16 protein-coding genes are annotated in these 13,240 nt (G+C 52.6%); 10 read left to right on the top strand and 6 right to left on the bottom strand.

All coding sequences use genetic code 11. The features are described 5' to 3' along the window. Positions 1–42: 42 nt before the first annotated feature. The 4 genes from murJ to rimJ form a co-directional block, all read right to left on the bottom strand. Positions 43–1,578: a murein biosynthesis integral membrane protein MurJ gene (murJ, locus tag ACIPDS_RS01635; RefSeq protein WP_400732129.1), complete on the bottom strand. Its 1,536-nt coding sequence runs from the start codon at positions 1,576–1,578 to the stop codon at positions 43–45. 279 nt (positions 1,579–1,857) lie between these two features. Further along, positions 1,858–2,781 carry a Gfo/Idh/MocA family protein gene (locus tag ACIPDS_RS01630; RefSeq protein ID WP_400732127.1) on the bottom strand — a complete coding sequence of 308 codons (924 nt, stop codon included), beginning with the start codon at positions 2,779–2,781 and terminating at the stop codon, positions 1,858–1,860. A gap of 5 nt (positions 2,782–2,786) precedes the next feature. Continuing rightward, positions 2,787–3,440, bottom strand: coding sequence for a YceH family protein (locus tag ACIPDS_RS01625; protein ID WP_400732126.1), 654 nt, complete (start codon positions 3,438–3,440; stop codon positions 2,787–2,789). A gap of 10 nt (positions 3,441–3,450) precedes the next feature. Beyond that, a complete protein-coding gene (rimJ, locus tag ACIPDS_RS01620; RefSeq protein WP_166514252.1) occupies positions 3,451–4,035 on the bottom strand; it encodes a ribosomal protein S5-alanine N-acetyltransferase in 585 nt (194 codons plus the stop codon). A 347-nt stretch (positions 4,036–4,382) separates the two neighbouring features. Between rimJ and tatA the strand changes: the two genes are divergently transcribed. From tatA to ACIPDS_RS01585, 7 genes are all read left to right on the top strand, one after another. Further along, on the top strand, positions 4,383–4,604 hold the full coding sequence (gene tatA / locus ACIPDS_RS01615; protein WP_400732124.1) for a Sec-independent protein translocase subunit TatA: 222 nt from the start codon (positions 4,383–4,385) through the stop codon (positions 4,602–4,604). Positions 4,605–4,785: 181 nt separating this feature from the next. Continuing rightward, positions 4,786–5,346 carry a lipoprotein gene (locus ACIPDS_RS01610; protein WP_400732122.1) on the top strand — a complete coding sequence of 187 codons (561 nt, stop codon included), beginning with the start codon at positions 4,786–4,788 and terminating at the stop codon, positions 5,344–5,346. A 130-nt stretch (positions 5,347–5,476) separates the two neighbouring features. Continuing rightward, entirely contained in the window at positions 5,477–6,523 is a 1,047-nt protein-coding gene (pyrC, locus tag ACIPDS_RS01605) for a dihydroorotase (RefSeq protein WP_400732120.1), read from the top strand. Positions 6,524–6,594: 71 nt separating this feature from the next. Continuing rightward, positions 6,595–6,840, top strand: a complete 246-nt coding sequence (dinI, locus tag ACIPDS_RS01600) for a DNA damage-inducible protein I (protein ID WP_153743170.1) — start codon at positions 6,595–6,597, stop codon at positions 6,838–6,840. A gap of 284 nt (positions 6,841–7,124) precedes the next feature. Further along, positions 7,125–7,379 (top strand): biofilm formation regulator BssS, encoded by a 255-nt coding sequence (gene bssS, locus ACIPDS_RS01595; protein ID WP_166514256.1) that lies wholly within the window; start codon positions 7,125–7,127, stop codon positions 7,377–7,379. Between the two features lie 135 nt (positions 7,380–7,514). Further along, positions 7,515–8,636, top strand: a complete 1,122-nt coding sequence (gene solA / locus ACIPDS_RS01590; protein WP_400732118.1) for an N-methyl-L-tryptophan oxidase — start codon at positions 7,515–7,517, stop codon at positions 8,634–8,636. Positions 8,637–8,679: 43 nt separating this feature from the next. Beyond that, positions 8,680–8,793, top strand: a complete 114-nt coding sequence (locus tag ACIPDS_RS01585; protein WP_166514258.1) for a DUF2770 family protein — start codon at positions 8,680–8,682, stop codon at positions 8,791–8,793. Here the strand turns inward: ACIPDS_RS01585 and ACIPDS_RS01580 are convergent. Beyond that, positions 8,790–9,851 (bottom strand): rhodanese-related sulfurtransferase, encoded by a 1,062-nt coding sequence (locus ACIPDS_RS01580; protein ID WP_400732117.1) that lies wholly within the window; start codon positions 9,849–9,851, stop codon positions 8,790–8,792. The genes ACIPDS_RS01585 and ACIPDS_RS01580 overlap by 4 nt on opposite strands. Positions 9,852–10,079: 228 nt before the next feature. Here ACIPDS_RS01580 and ACIPDS_RS01575 point away from each other — a divergent pair, with 228 nt between their 5' ends. The 3 genes from ACIPDS_RS01575 to ACIPDS_RS01565 all read left to right on the top strand — a co-directional run bounded on the left by ACIPDS_RS01575 (position 10,080) and on the right by ACIPDS_RS01565 (position 12,831). Continuing rightward, positions 10,080–11,000, top strand: coding sequence for a Kdo(2)-lipid IV(A) acyltransferase (locus tag ACIPDS_RS01575; RefSeq protein WP_400732116.1), 921 nt, complete (start codon positions 10,080–10,082; stop codon positions 10,998–11,000). Between the two features lie 134 nt (positions 11,001–11,134). Beyond that, positions 11,135–12,352: a multidrug efflux MFS transporter MdtG gene (gene mdtG, locus ACIPDS_RS01570; RefSeq protein WP_400732115.1), complete on the top strand. Its 1,218-nt coding sequence runs from the start codon at positions 11,135–11,137 to the stop codon at positions 12,350–12,352. Positions 12,353–12,456: 104 nt separating this feature from the next. Next, entirely contained in the window at positions 12,457–12,831 is a 375-nt protein-coding gene (locus ACIPDS_RS01565; RefSeq protein ID WP_166514262.1) for a MysB family protein, read from the top strand. Here ACIPDS_RS01565 and ACIPDS_RS01560 read toward each other — a convergent pair whose 3' ends face one another. After that, entirely contained in the window at positions 12,832–13,059 is a 228-nt protein-coding gene (locus tag ACIPDS_RS01560; protein WP_400733390.1) for a YceK/YidQ family lipoprotein, read from the bottom strand. Between the last annotated feature and the right edge of the window lie 181 nt (positions 13,060–13,240).

Below are 13,240 nucleotides of genomic sequence, written 5' to 3'. Positions count from 1 at the left end.
CAATGCGGGGCCAAAGAGTGTGCCCCGCCCGATTCGTTTTGCTTACACCGTCCGGCGAGCAAATTCTTTAACTTTAAAGCCCAGCACCGCAAGCGTCGCAAAGTAAGCCACAATGCCCACCAGCACCACGCTAATCAGACGCAGCAAGCGATACAGCATCGTTCCCTGAGACCACTCCGGCATGACATGCATCATCCCCAAAAGCGCCGCGCCCATGACCACTACGGACACCACCAGACGCACCAGGAACAGACGCCAACCCGGCTGCGGAGTAAAGATTTTTTGCTTACGCAGCTGCCAGTAAAGCAGCGCCGCGTTAAGGCAGGCCGCCAGACCAATCGACAGCGATAGCCCGGCATGTTTAAGCGGGCCAATGAACGCCAGGTTCATCACCTGGGTTAAAATCAGCGTCACAATGGCAATTTTCACCGGCGTTTTGATGTCCTGACGCGAATAGAAACCTGGCGCCAGCACCTTCACAATAATCAGCCCCATCAGCCCCACCGAGTAGGCCACCAGCGCACGCTGGGTCATTGCCGCATCAAACGCGGTAAATTTGCCGTACTGGAACAGCGCCACGGTCAGCGGCTTCGCCAGAATCCCCAGCGCGACGGCGCTCGGGAGCGCCAGCAGGAAACATAAACGCAGTCCCCAATCCATCAGGCGCTGATATTCATCGTGGTTACCGCTGGCAAAGCTTTTTGACAGTGAGGGCAACAGAATCGTCCCCAGTGCCACACCCAGCACGCCAGATGGGAACTCCATCAGGCGGTCGGCGTAGTACATCCACGAAACGGAACCGGACACCAGGAATGACGCAAAAATAGTGTTGATAATTAAGGAGATCTGGCTCACTGACACGCCGAGGATCGCCGGGCCCATCTGTTTAATGACGCGGACTGCGCCCGCATCTTTAAAGTTGATGCGAGGAAGCACCAGCATGCCGATCTTTTTCAGGTGCGGTAGCTGATAGGCAAGCTGCAAGACGCCGCCCACGGTCACAGCCCACGCCAGCGCCAGCACCGGTGGATTGAAATACGGCGCGGCAAACAGGGCAAAACCAATCATGCTGACGTTCAGGAAGGTGGGCGCAAAGGCAGGAACAGAGAAGCGGTTCCAGGTGTTAAGAATGGCCCCCACCAGCGAGGCCAGCGAGATCAGCAGAATATAGGGGAAAGTGATGCGCAGCAGTTGAGTGGTGAGCGCAAACTTCTCAGCGGTATTGGCGAATCCGGGAGCGGTAATGGTTATCACCCACGGTGCCGCAATCATCCCCAGCACGGTAATGACCGCCAGCGCCAGAGTCAGCAGACCTGAGACATACGAAACAAATACCCGGGTCGCATCTTCACCCTGCTTGCTTTTGTATTCGGCAAGAATGGGAACGAACGCCTGAGAAAATGCCCCTTCAGCAAAAATTCTGCGCAACAGGTTCGGCAGCTTAAACGCCACAAAAAAGGCATCGGTAGCCATCCCGGCCCCGAAAATCCTTGCCACTATCGCATCGCGCGCAAATCCCAGTACGCGCGAAAACATGGTCATCGAGCTGACGGCTGCCAGCGATTTAAGTAGGTTCATTAATCTGTGATTCCACAACCTGGACCAAAGCGCCTCGTCGGCGGGCGCTGAAAAAGTGGCGTTAGTCTACCGGGTTCGGAATGAATTGCTACTCTCAGATGTTACAGCGAGTGAGAGTTTGTCGATGTGGCAGATAATGACGCCTGTGACATCCCGTAGGCCTGATAAGGCAACGCCGCCATCAGGCATCGTCTGGCACATTGCCGGATGGCGGCCGGTCTACATCCACGGGTAGCCCGGTCGAACGCAGTGACACCGGGATGGGCTCGGGATCTGCGCTTATTCGCGAATGGCCTCGCGCCACAATCCTTCCACTATGCGCTGGGCAAAAATCGCCTGCTCACCGGCCGTTTCAGGAACCGTCTGATTTTGCACACACTCAATAAAATGCCGCGCACAGCCGACGAAACCGCGTTGCTCAAGGGTGGTCTGCCAACCTGGGATCGGCTGGGTTACGACACCCGCACCGCGCTCTTCCCGCCATTCCCGCATATCGGTAACTTCATACAGCCCGCCGTCAGCGACCGCCTGCACCCATTCGCGCTGGCTGCCCGCTCGTCGGTGCATACTGGTGGTTATCTGCAAACCCGGTTGGCTGAAATGGTGTTCGGCATAGAACATACAGCCTTCATCGGTGGTATTTAACACACCACCGCTCAGTTTCGCCTTCCCGTCCGCCAGCCATAGTGCGGTATCCACCACATGCAGATAATCATCCAGCAACGTGAAACGCAGGTCGTGCGGGCCAACGCTGTTGGCCCGATGCTTATCCATACGCAGCGATGACATCTCACCGGCATGTTTTTTCAGCTCACGATACAGCGGAGAAAAACGGCGATTAAAGCCGACCATCAGCGTCAGGTTTTTACGCGCCGCCAGCGCGACCAGCCTTTCGGCATCGTCGAGTTTATCAGCCAGCGGTTTGTCGACGCAGACGTGAACACCGGCATTGAGCAATTCACTCACCACCGCATAATGCGACGCCGTCGAACTGTGGACAAACACGGCGTCGCACTGTGCGGCCAGGCTTGTTAGCGAGTCGGCGTAAGGCATGCGATAAGTTTCACACACCCGCAGCGCCTTTTCTTTGCCCGGTGACCAGGCCGCCTGTAAGGTCCAGTCGGTCGCAGCGCTTAATACGGGCAACCACGCCTTTTGTGCAATACCGCCCAGACCGACGACGCCAACGCGCAATTTAGCCATGCCGATTACTCCCCAAGATGTGCAAGCAGTGAGTCCAGACGCTGTTTTAACTCAGCGACCTCGCCTTCAAGCGCCAGGACGCGGTCGCGTAAATCTTCATTCGCCCCCGTTGGTTCAGGCTGGCTTGCCGCCATCGTGTCAACGTCAACCTCACCGCTGAACAGGTGCATATAGCGACTCTCGCGTTTTCCCGGCTCGCGCGGTAAGCGCACGACAAACGGGCCATCTTCGCGATTGGCCAGACGCTCAAGCGTATTTTCAACCTCAGCCATATCGGCAAATTCATGCATACGCTGCGCGCGTCCACGCAGTTCGCCCGGCGTTTGTGCGCCGCGCAACAGCAGCGTGGTCACGAGAGCAACCTCTGCGCCGGACAGCTTAAGGTCGCCAAATTCAGAATTACAAAAACGTTGTTCATACTTGGTGACGCGGTTGCCAAAACCACTGACCGTGCGCAGATAGTGACGCTTGACCAGCATATCCAGTTGCTCTTGCACTTCGGTGTCGCTTAGCGTCATCACCGGTTCACGGTTAGTTTTCTGGTTGCAGGCGGTGACAACACCGTTAATTGACAGCGGATATTGTTCAGGCGTAGTCACCTGTTTTTCCAGTAAACATCCGATAACTCGCGCTTCCAGCGGGCTTAATTGGTATTTCATTTTTGTCTCCTTATCGACCGGCCGTCCATTGTGGGGTGGTTAATGCGGTAAGCACATGGTCACGCCACTCGCCATCAATCAGTAAATAGTCTTTTGCATAGCCTTCTTTTTCAAACCCAAGACGCGCCAGCAGACCGCCGCTGCGATGGTTATGCGGCATGTAATTGGCCATGATACGGTGAATATGTTGCGTGCGTTGCATGTAACGTATTGCGCTGGTGAGCGCCTCATACATCATTCCCTGCCCCTGCCATTTTTGCGAAATGGAGTAGCCAAGGTAGCAGGCATGGAATGAGCCGCGCACCACGTTGGAAAAATTAGCCACGCCGATAATCTCTTTCTCCTCGGGATCGAGGAGCGCAAAATAATAGGCTGTTCCCTGCTTATGAAATTCATTAATCATCGACAACCGCGCCTGCCAACCCGAAGGATAACAATGGCTGTCGTCACGAATCGGTTCCCAGGGTTTTAAAAACTGCCGATTCTCTGCGTAATAATCAGCCAGACGCCATGCGTCCCTCTCGTGAACCAAACGGACAACAAGCCGGTCGGTGGTCAACCGCACTTTCGGTACACTACTGCGATAGCCAAACATCTCACTACTCCCGTACCCAACGTATACCCCGGTCTTTTCACTATACCTGCCCGAGGGCAGCCAATGAAAAACAATCTGTTATTCTGCATTGTGATAAAAAAAAGGGGCTGCTGGCAATACGTCAAAAGGTGAGACGGCCCGGCAAAATGAAGATGTTTATCATTAATGCCCAGCCGCAAGAAGTTGAGAGAATTCAGAATGATGATTTCTTAAACTATATTGGGCGTTTAATGCCATTTTCGGACAAATAAAATTCTCCCGCCTTTGCGAAAATCTGCCCTCAAAAATCTCGCAACGTGGGTCTTTGGCAACGCGTCGCGATCCCCTTATCTCTTGAAAGGTTCATCATGGGTGAAATTAGCATTACTAAACTGCTGGTGATTGTCGTACTGGTTATTTTATTGTTCGGCACCAAAAAGCTCGCCACGCTTGGCTCCGATGTCGGTGCGGCATTGAAAGGCTTTAAAAAAGCGATGAATGACGATAACAAAGGTGATGATGCCGACTTTTTGAATTCGCAAAGCACGACGGATGAGGCCACCAAAGCCGATAGCACCGCCAACCGTTAAGCATGATTACCCGCTGTGTCATTAGCATCAGAATTTACGCAGGTCAGAAGAATATGCCGGTAACGGGCCATTGATTTCACCCTCCAGCGGCACTTTCAGTATTTTCCGCTGTCGGAAACTTACTGGCATCGTATGCTGCTGTCTGTCAGGATGAACACGATGCTTCACGCTGAGGAACCCCATGAAAAAATTGTTAGTCATTGCCGCCCTGATCATAAGCGGTCTGGTTGTCGGCTGTAATCAGCTTACGCAATACTCCGTGAGCGAACAGGAGATCAATCAGGCGCTGCAAAAGCGCAATAATTTCTCCAAAGATATTGGGGTACCAGGCGTTGCCGACGCCCATATTGTGTTAAACAATCTCACCAGCGCGATTGGCCGAACCGAGCCAAACAAAATCACGCTCAGCGGCGACGCGAAACTGGATCTGAACTCTCTGTTCGGCAGTCAGAAAGCGAATATTGCTCTGACCCTGAAAGCCCTGCCGGTATTTAATCAGCAAGAAGGCGCGATTTATCTTCAGGAAATGGAAGTGGTCGATGCCAAAGTCGCCCCAGAGAAAATGCAGTCGGTGGTACAGACACTCATTCCTTATCTGAATCAATCGCTGCGCACTTACTTCAACAAGCAGCCAGCCTACGTGTTGAAAGAAGATGCCAGCCAGGGCGAAGCGCTGGCGAAGAAATACGCTAAAGGCATTGAAGTTAAACCGGGTGAAATTATTATCCCGTTTACTAACTGACTCCCCGCTGCCCGGTAATACCGGGCAGTTTTTTATTTAAAAAGGATGCAAAGGAAAACGTTTACGCTTATCCTTAGTGCCCGGCAAAAAGCAGCCATTATGACTGATCTCTCACCAGCCGGAGCCTTCCATGACCGCATTACCTCAAGTTCTTAAAATTCGCCGCCCTGATGACTGGCATATCCACCTTCGCGATGGCGAGATGCTGAACACGGTTGTTCCGTATACCAGTGAACTGTATGGCCGCGCGATTATCATGCCAAACCTGGTGCCGCCGATTACCACCGTGGAAGCGGCAATAGCGTATCGCCAGCGTATTCTGGACGCGGTTCCGGCCGGACATAACTTCACGCCGCTGATGACCTGCTATTTAACCGACACGCTGGATCCCAACGAACTTGAGCGTGGCTTTAATGAGGGCGTATTCACCGCCGCCAAGCTTTACCCTGCCAACGCCACCACCAATTCCAGCCACGGCGTAACCAGCACCGACGCGATTATGCCGGTGCTTGAGCGTATGCAAAAACTGGGGATGCCGCTGCTGGTTCACGGGGAAGTGACCCACGCTGATATCGACATCTTCGACCGCGAAGCGCGCTTTATCGATACCGTCATGGAGCCGCTGCGTCAGCGTCTGCCAGAACTGAAAGTCGTGTTCGAGCACATTACCACCAAAGATGCAGCGGAATATGTTCGCGACGGCAATGAACTTATCGCCGCCACGATTACGCCGCAACATCTGATGTTTAACCGCAACCATATGCTGGTTGGCGGCGTGCGCCCTCACCTTTACTGCTTGCCGATCCTTAAACGTAACGTGCACCAGCAGGCGCTGCGTGAGCTGGTTGCCAGCGGTTTCACCCGCGCCTTCCTCGGCACCGACTCAGCGCCTCATGCTCGCCATCGCAAAGAGGCAAGCTGCGGCTGTGCGGGCTGCTTCAATGCCCCGACCGCTCTTGGCAGCTACGCTAGCGTGTTCGAAGAGATGAATGCGCTTGAACACTTCGAAGCCTTCTGTTCCCTGAACGGCCCGCGTTTCTACGGCTTGCCGGTGAATGAAGATTTTGTCGAACTGGTACGTGAAGAAAGCACCGTGCCTGAAAGTATCGCCCTTACCGACGACACGCTGGTGCCATTCCTTGCCGGTGAATCCCTGCGCTGGACGGTAAAAAAATAAATTCGCGTCCCCTGTTGTAAACTCATGAGAGTGACTGTATAAATATACAGTATATTACACAGGGGGCAATTATGCGTATTGAAGTCACCGTAGCAAAAACCACCGCGCTACCCGCCGGCGCCTTAGACGCGCTGGCAGATGAACTTTCCCGCCGTATCAACGATCAATTTCCTGACCGTGGAGGTAGCGTGAGCGTACGCTACGCCGCGAACAATAATCTCTCCGTTATCGGCGGTATTAAAGAAGATAAAGACCGTATCACCGAAATTCTCCAGGAAACCTGGGAGAGCGCGGACGACTGGTTCATCACTGATTAACCCTTGTGACAACATTGTGTTTTTGCCGGGTCGCCCCGGCTTTTTTTTCATCTTTATCTGGTTGTTATTTCCACATTCCATCCCCATTATTTAAATCAGCCGCAAAAACAATGCACAAATGCTTGTTTATTGCGCAAACAACACGCTACTCAGGAATTTATGTTGCTTTTGACCTCAATTTTCGAGTATTGCTTAAATTGTTGTATACTGATAAAGCTTCACTAAAAAACGCATTAAACCTCGAGAGTTGTTGTTGCCTTTTAACGCATAAATAAGGGGTTATGATGGAAAAGAATAATGAAGTCATCCAGACCCATCCCCTCGTCGGATGGGACATCAGCACCGTAGACAGCTACGATGCCATGATGTTGCGCCTGCACTACCAAGACCCCAATGAATCGAGCAATAAAGAAGCAGAAGTTGGCCAGACGCTGTGGTTAACGACAGATGTCGCACGTCAATTTATTTCTATTCTGGAAGCTGGAATTGCCAAAATTGAATCTGGTGATTATCAGGCTAACGAGTATCGTCGGCATTAATACCGATACTTTCTTCTAATTAAGCTCAAAAGGCACCTTCGGGTGCCTTAATTATTTCCACACTTGTATAACAACTGTGGGTTAATTACTCTACCTGATACCGTTTCACGCCTTATCATCGCGTCAGGAAAGACTATGCAATACGACCTCATCATCATTGGCAGCGGCTCCGTCGGTGCTGCGGCAGGTTTCTATGCCCGTAAGGCGGGCTTAAATGTCCTGATGACCGACGCCCATATGCCGCCCCACCAGCATGGTAGCCATCACGGCGATACCCGTTTGATGCGCCACGCCTATGGTGAGGGCGAGAAATATGTGCCGCTGGTGCTTCGCGCGCAGACGTTGTGGGATGAATTAGCCGCCATCAGTGGCGAAGCTATTTTTGAACGCAGCGGCGTGGTCAATCTGGGGCCTGCCGACTCCACCTTCCTCGATACGGTTGCCCATAGCGCCGCCCAATTCTCGCTGCCGGTTGAGCATCTTGATGCCGCAGCGGTGATGCAACGCTGGCCGGAAATTACCGTGCCGCAGGATTACCGGGCCATCTTTGAACCTGACTCTGGCGTGCTTAAAAGTGAACTGGCAGTCAAAACGCTTATCGCCATGGCGAAAGATGCCGGCTGTGCGCAGCTCTTTAATTGCCCCGTTACCGCCATAAAAAGCGACGAAAGCGGCGTAACCATTGAGACGTCAGAAGGAAGCTGGCAGGGTAAAAAATTGCTGCTGACGGCAGGCACCTGGGTCAAACAGCTCTACCCAGAATTGCCCATTCAACCGGTGCGTAAGGTGTTCTCCTGGTTCCAGGCCGATGGTCGTTACAGTCAAAAAAATAATTTCCCGGCTTTTACCGGCGAGTTACCCAACGGCGACCAGTTCTACGGCTTCCCGGCGGTGGATGATGCTTTAAAAATTGGCAAGCATAATGGCGGGCAGGTCATCAATAGCCCGGAAGAGCGTAAAGCTTTCGGCGCGGTGGCGACAGATGGCTCCGAAGCGTTCAGCTTTCTGCGGCAAATTCTGCCGGGTATCGGCGGCTGTCTGCACGGCGCGGCCTGCACCTACGATAACTCACCGGATGAAGACTTTATTATCGACACGTTGCCAGGCCAACCGGATGTGCTGTTTATCGGCGGCCTGAGCGGCCACGGCTTTAAATTTGCGACGGTACTGGGAGAAATTGCCGCCCAGTTTGCCCAACACAAAACGCCAGAATTTGATTTAAGCGCTTTTGCACTCAACCGTTTTAATCACGAATAACAAAACGGCCCCGTGTTAACGGGGCCGTTCATTAGAGAATACTATGCGTCGCCTGCTCGACTTCCTTATCAATAACATCCGTGAGCACCTGATGCTTTACCTGCTGCTCTCGCTCCTGCTCGCTCTTATTGACGTCGCGTATCTCTATTTCAGCTAATTGCTGCTGTTTTCCGGGTCGGGGATACCCAGCTGCGTATTCAGACGTCCACGCGATTTATTGAAGATTTTATTGCCATTTTCACGCCCCGCCCGGCGCAGGCGCTGCTCTTCTTCCGGCAGTTTATGTTCTTCCTGGCAGGCTTCACTGCAACACCCTTCAAACTTTGCCGCGCAGGCCGGACACTGAATAAACAGCAGGTGACATCCGTCATTGAGGCAGTTGGTATGGCTGTCGCACGAAGCACCACACTGGTGACAATGGGCAATAACTTCATCTGAAATCCGCTCGCCCATACGTTCGTCAAAGACAAAGTTCTTGCCGATAAAACGCACCGGCAGCCCTTGTTCACGTGCACGACGCGCGTACTCGATAATACCGCCTTCGATATGCCAGACCTGTTTGAAGCCGTTATGCTTCATAAAGGCGCTGGCTTTTTCACAGCGAATGCCACCGGTGCAGTACATGACAATTTTTTTATCTTTGTTTTCCTGCATCATCTCAACCGCTTTTGGCAGCTGTTCACGGAAGGTATCCGCAGGAATTTCCAGCGCATTATCAAAATGGCCGACTTCATACTCATAATGGTTACGCATGTCGATAAACACCGCATCCGGGTCATCGAGCATGGCATTGACTTCAGCCGCCTTCAGATACTCTCCCACATCGCTGGCATCAAAGGTGGGATCGTCAATGCCGTCCGCCACGATACGGTCGCGAACCTTCATACGCAGCACCCAGAATGATTTACCGTCATCATCCAGAGCAATATTGAGACGTAAATTCTTCAATGCCGGATCAAAGCTATCTAAGCACGCGCGCAGCGCATCCACGTTGCTCGCCGGAACGCTTATCTGCGCATTGATGCCTTCACGCGCAAGGTAGACGCGGCCAAACACATTCAGCGCAGACAACGCGACGTACAGCGCATCACGGGTCGCTTTTGGATCGACAATGGTGAAATATTTATAGAATGAGATGGTAGTGCGTGGCTCAGTCTCAGCCAGCATCTGTGCTTTTAGCGTCTCATTCGATATGCGGTTATGTAACACTGGCATGGTGTTCTTATCCTGCAAAATTTAAATGATGAATTAGGTAATAATCGCCGCGCATGATATAGCAATCACTGTTAATTTACATCCACGCATTTTGCGCTACATTATCATCATCATTAATCACGTAAGAAAAACAATTGTTTGAATAAGCGTCAGTCGAGAGCTGGTCGTTTTGGATGACAGGAAAAAAGTGCAACAATAGCGTGAGTTGCTCATGACAACAGGAAAGACATGACCCAGTTACCCAAATTTACCGCCGCCCTCTTGCACCCTCGTTATTGGCCATACTGGCTAGGCGTTGGCTTGTTGTGGTTGATCGTACAGTTACCGTATCCGGTTCTTTATCGAATGGGAAATAGCCTGGGCAGACTGGCTTTGCGCTTAATGAAGCGCCGCGCGCAAATTGCATACCGCAACCTTGAGCTTTGTTTCCCGGAAAAGACGGACGAAGAACGCCATCAGATGGTGGTCAAAAACTTTGAGTCCGTAGGCATGGGCGTTATCGAAACCGGGATGGCCTGGTTTTGGCCGACCCGCCGGATTAATCGCTGGATGGACGCCAGCGGTCTTGAACACATTCGTACCGTTCAGGATTCCGGGCGAGGCGTGCTGCTTATCGGTATTCATTTTCTGACGCTTGAGATGGGTGCGCGGATGTTCGGCATTCACAATCCAGGGATCGGCGTCTATCGTCCAAACGACAACCCGGTTATCGATCTGATGCAGACCTGGGGACGCATGCGTTCCAATAAAGACATGATCGATCGTAAAGATCTCAAAGGGATGGTGCGCGCGCTTAAAAATGGCGAAATCATCTGGTACGCGCCGGATCACGACTACGGCCCGCGCGCCAGCGTGTTTGCACCGTTGTTTGCCGTTAAAGACGCTGCGACCACCTCCGGTACATGGATGCTGGCAAAAATGTCCAAAGCCTGCGTGGTGCCTTTCGTGCCGCGTCGTAAGCCAGATGGTAAGGGCTACGAGCTGATCATTCTGCCGCCTGAATGTAATCCTCCGCTCGATGATGCCGAAACTACCGCTAAATGGATGAATAAGGTCGTTGAGCAGTGCATCATGATGGCGCCGGAGCAATATATGTGGCTCCACCGCCGATTCAAAACGCGGCCCGAGGGCGTTCCCTCCCGCTACTAGCCGTCAAAAACGCGCAGCCCCGGCTGCGCGTTTTAGCTTTAAAAGCTCCCCACATTGCAACGCTATGAACACGGGTACATAATTAGCAGGCTTATAAATACACCCTTTCGGCGTGATATCGCCTGCGGATCCTTATGCAACCCTCAGATGTACCCATTAACTGGAAGCGCAATCTCACCGTCGTCTGGCTCGGCTGTTTTCTCACCGGTGCCGCATTCAGCCTGGTAATGCCTTTTCTCCCGCTCTACGTTGAACAACTCGGCATCACCGGTCATAGCCAGCTCAACATGTGGTCAGGGCTGGTGTTCAGTATTACCTTCCTATTCTCCGCCATTGCATCACCGCTTTGGGGCGGGCTGGCTGACCGTAAAGGCCGCAAAATTATGCTGCTGCGTTCGGCGCTGGGCATGGCAATCGTGATGCTGCTGATGGGGTTGGCGCAAAATATCTGGCAATTTTTGATCCTGCGCGCCTTGCTCGGCCTGCTGGGCGGTTTCATTCCCAATGCGAATGCGTTGATAGCGACCCAAATCCCACGCCATAAAAGCGGTTGGGCGCTGGGGACACTGTCTACCGGTGCCGTCAGCGGCGCACTGCTGGGGCCGCTAGCGGGCGGTTTTCTGGCGGATAATTACGGCCTGCGCCCCGTTTTCTTTATGACGGCTACCGTGCTGTTTATCTGCTTTATTTTGACGCTGTGCTTTATCAAAGAGCAGTTCACCCCGGTGTCGAAAAAAGAGATGCTTCATGTCAAAGAAGTCTTCGGCTCGCTGAAGAATCGTGAACTGGTGCTTAGCCTGTTTGTGACCACCCTGATTATTCAGGTGGCGACAGGTTCAATTGCGCCGATTCTGACGCTATACGTGCGCGACCTCGCGGGGAATATCAGCAACATTGCGTTTATCAGCGGCATGATAGCCTCAGTGCCCGGCGTTGCTGCCCTGCTTTGTGCGCCGCGACTGGGAAAATTAGGTGACCGTATTGGCCCGGAGAAGATCCTGATTGTGGCATTAGTGGTATCAGTACTGCTGCTTCTGCCCATGTCGTTTGTTCAGACACCGTGGCAGTTGGGTATTTTACGCTTCCTGCTGGGTGCCGCCGATGGCGCGCTCTTACCCGCCGTGCAGACATTGCTGGTGTACAACTCCAGCAATCAGATTGCCGGACGAATTTTTAGCTATAACCAATCATTCCGCGATATCGGTAACGTCACCGGGCCGCTGATTGGCGCCGCAGTCTCCGCACAATATGGCTTCAGGGCGGTATTCTGCGTTACCGCGCTGGTGGTGCTGATTAACGCGATTTACACCGGATATAGCCTGCGCCGCCGCTCATCCCCTGCTCACTCTTAATACATTCGCCCGGTCGTTTACATAAATTAAATGCGCCGGGCGTGTACAACTAAAAACTTAAGCTATTATTTTCCTGAATACCCATCAAATTGCAGGGAGTTGAGATGACTTTATACGCCACACTCGAAGAAGCTATTGATGCGGCACGTGAAACGTTCCTCGCCGATAATCCAGGCCTTGAGGAAGGTGATGCGAACGTTCAGCAATTCAATATGCAGAAATACGTTCAGCAAGACGGCGACATTATGTGGCAGGTCGAGTTCTTCGCTGACGATGATGAACAAGGGGAATGCCTGCCGATGCTTAGCGGCGAGGCAGCGCAGAGCGTATTTGACGGCGATTTCGATGAAGTCGAGCTACGTCAGGAGTGGGTTGAAGAAAATACGCTGCATGAATGGGATGAAGGCGAGTATCAGCTCGAACCCTCACTGGATACTGAGGAGGGCGAGGCCGCGGCTGATGAGTGGGATGAGCGCTAGTTACTCGTAGGGGCCGTGGCTTGCGTCAATGGGTAACAGCAGCGTATCAAAGACCAGCGAGAATGGCAGATCGAGAATGGTCACGTAACGCCAGGCTGAATCGCGCAGATCCCATTGAACGCCGGGATAATACTGGTTCCCATGACCTTGCCCGGGAATAGTACGGCTGATAATACTGCCGCATCCGCTGAGCATTAACGCCATAGCAGAGACCAGGATAATTCGTATCACGTCGTCATTCCTCATTAAACAGGCAAAAAAATACCGGCACAGTATGCCGGTATTTTCTTTCGGTGAATATGTCTTCCGTGTATTCCCGGAGTTGGCATAAACGCCCCCTCCGGGCTACCGTCGGGCGTAGGCCTGATAAGCAGCGCGCCATCAGGCATAACTCCGTAGATTGCCGGAT

Origin of the sequence: Kluyvera sp. NPDC087067 (genome assembly GCF_044745165.1) — a bacterium.
GTDB lineage: Bacteria > Pseudomonadota > Gammaproteobacteria > Enterobacterales > Enterobacteriaceae > Kluyvera.
Note: the sequence above shows the minus strand (reverse complement) of the source record. Positions and strands in the feature narration are given on the sequence as shown.

What these genes read in the sequence shown, in the direction of transcription:
- tatA (WP_400732124.1), top strand. Translation starts at nt 4,383, where the DNA reads ATGGGTGAAATTAGCATTACTAAACTGCTGGTGATTGTCGTACTGGTT.
- ACIPDS_RS01610 (WP_400732122.1), top strand. Translation starts at nt 4,786, where the DNA reads ATGAAAAAATTGTTAGTCATTGCCGCCCTGATCATAAGCGGTCTGGTT.
- bssS (WP_166514256.1), top strand. Translation starts at nt 7,125, where the DNA reads ATGGAAAAGAATAATGAAGTCATCCAGACCCATCCCCTCGTCGGATGG.
- ACIPDS_RS01630 (WP_400732127.1), bottom strand. Translation starts at nt 2,781, where the DNA reads ATGGCTAAATTGCGCGTTGGCGTCGTCGGTCTGGGCGGTATTGCACAA.
- ACIPDS_RS01575 (WP_400732116.1), top strand. Translation starts at nt 10,080, where the DNA reads ATGACCCAGTTACCCAAATTTACCGCCGCCCTCTTGCACCCTCGTTAT.
- solA (WP_400732118.1), top strand. Translation starts at nt 7,515, where the DNA reads ATGCAATACGACCTCATCATCATTGGCAGCGGCTCCGTCGGTGCTGCG.
- mdtG (WP_400732115.1), top strand. Translation starts at nt 11,135, where the DNA reads ATGCAACCCTCAGATGTACCCATTAACTGGAAGCGCAATCTCACCGTC.
- rimJ (WP_166514252.1), bottom strand. Translation starts at nt 4,035, where the DNA reads ATGTTTGGCTATCGCAGTAGTGTACCGAAAGTGCGGTTGACCACCGAC.
- pyrC (WP_400732120.1), top strand. Translation starts at nt 5,477, where the DNA reads ATGACCGCATTACCTCAAGTTCTTAAAATTCGCCGCCCTGATGACTGG.
- ACIPDS_RS01585 (WP_166514258.1), top strand. Translation starts at nt 8,680, where the DNA reads ATGCGTCGCCTGCTCGACTTCCTTATCAATAACATCCGTGAGCACCTG.
- ACIPDS_RS01565 (WP_166514262.1), top strand. Translation starts at nt 12,457, where the DNA reads ATGACTTTATACGCCACACTCGAAGAAGCTATTGATGCGGCACGTGAA.
- ACIPDS_RS01580 (WP_400732117.1), bottom strand. Translation starts at nt 9,851, where the DNA reads ATGCCAGTGTTACATAACCGCATATCGAATGAGACGCTAAAAGCACAG.
- ACIPDS_RS01625 (WP_400732126.1), bottom strand. Translation starts at nt 3,440, where the DNA reads ATGAAATACCAATTAAGCCCGCTGGAAGCGCGAGTTATCGGATGTTTA.
- murJ (WP_400732129.1), bottom strand. Translation starts at nt 1,578, where the DNA reads ATGAACCTACTTAAATCGCTGGCAGCCGTCAGCTCGATGACCATGTTT.
- dinI (WP_153743170.1), top strand. Translation starts at nt 6,595, where the DNA reads ATGCGTATTGAAGTCACCGTAGCAAAAACCACCGCGCTACCCGCCGGC.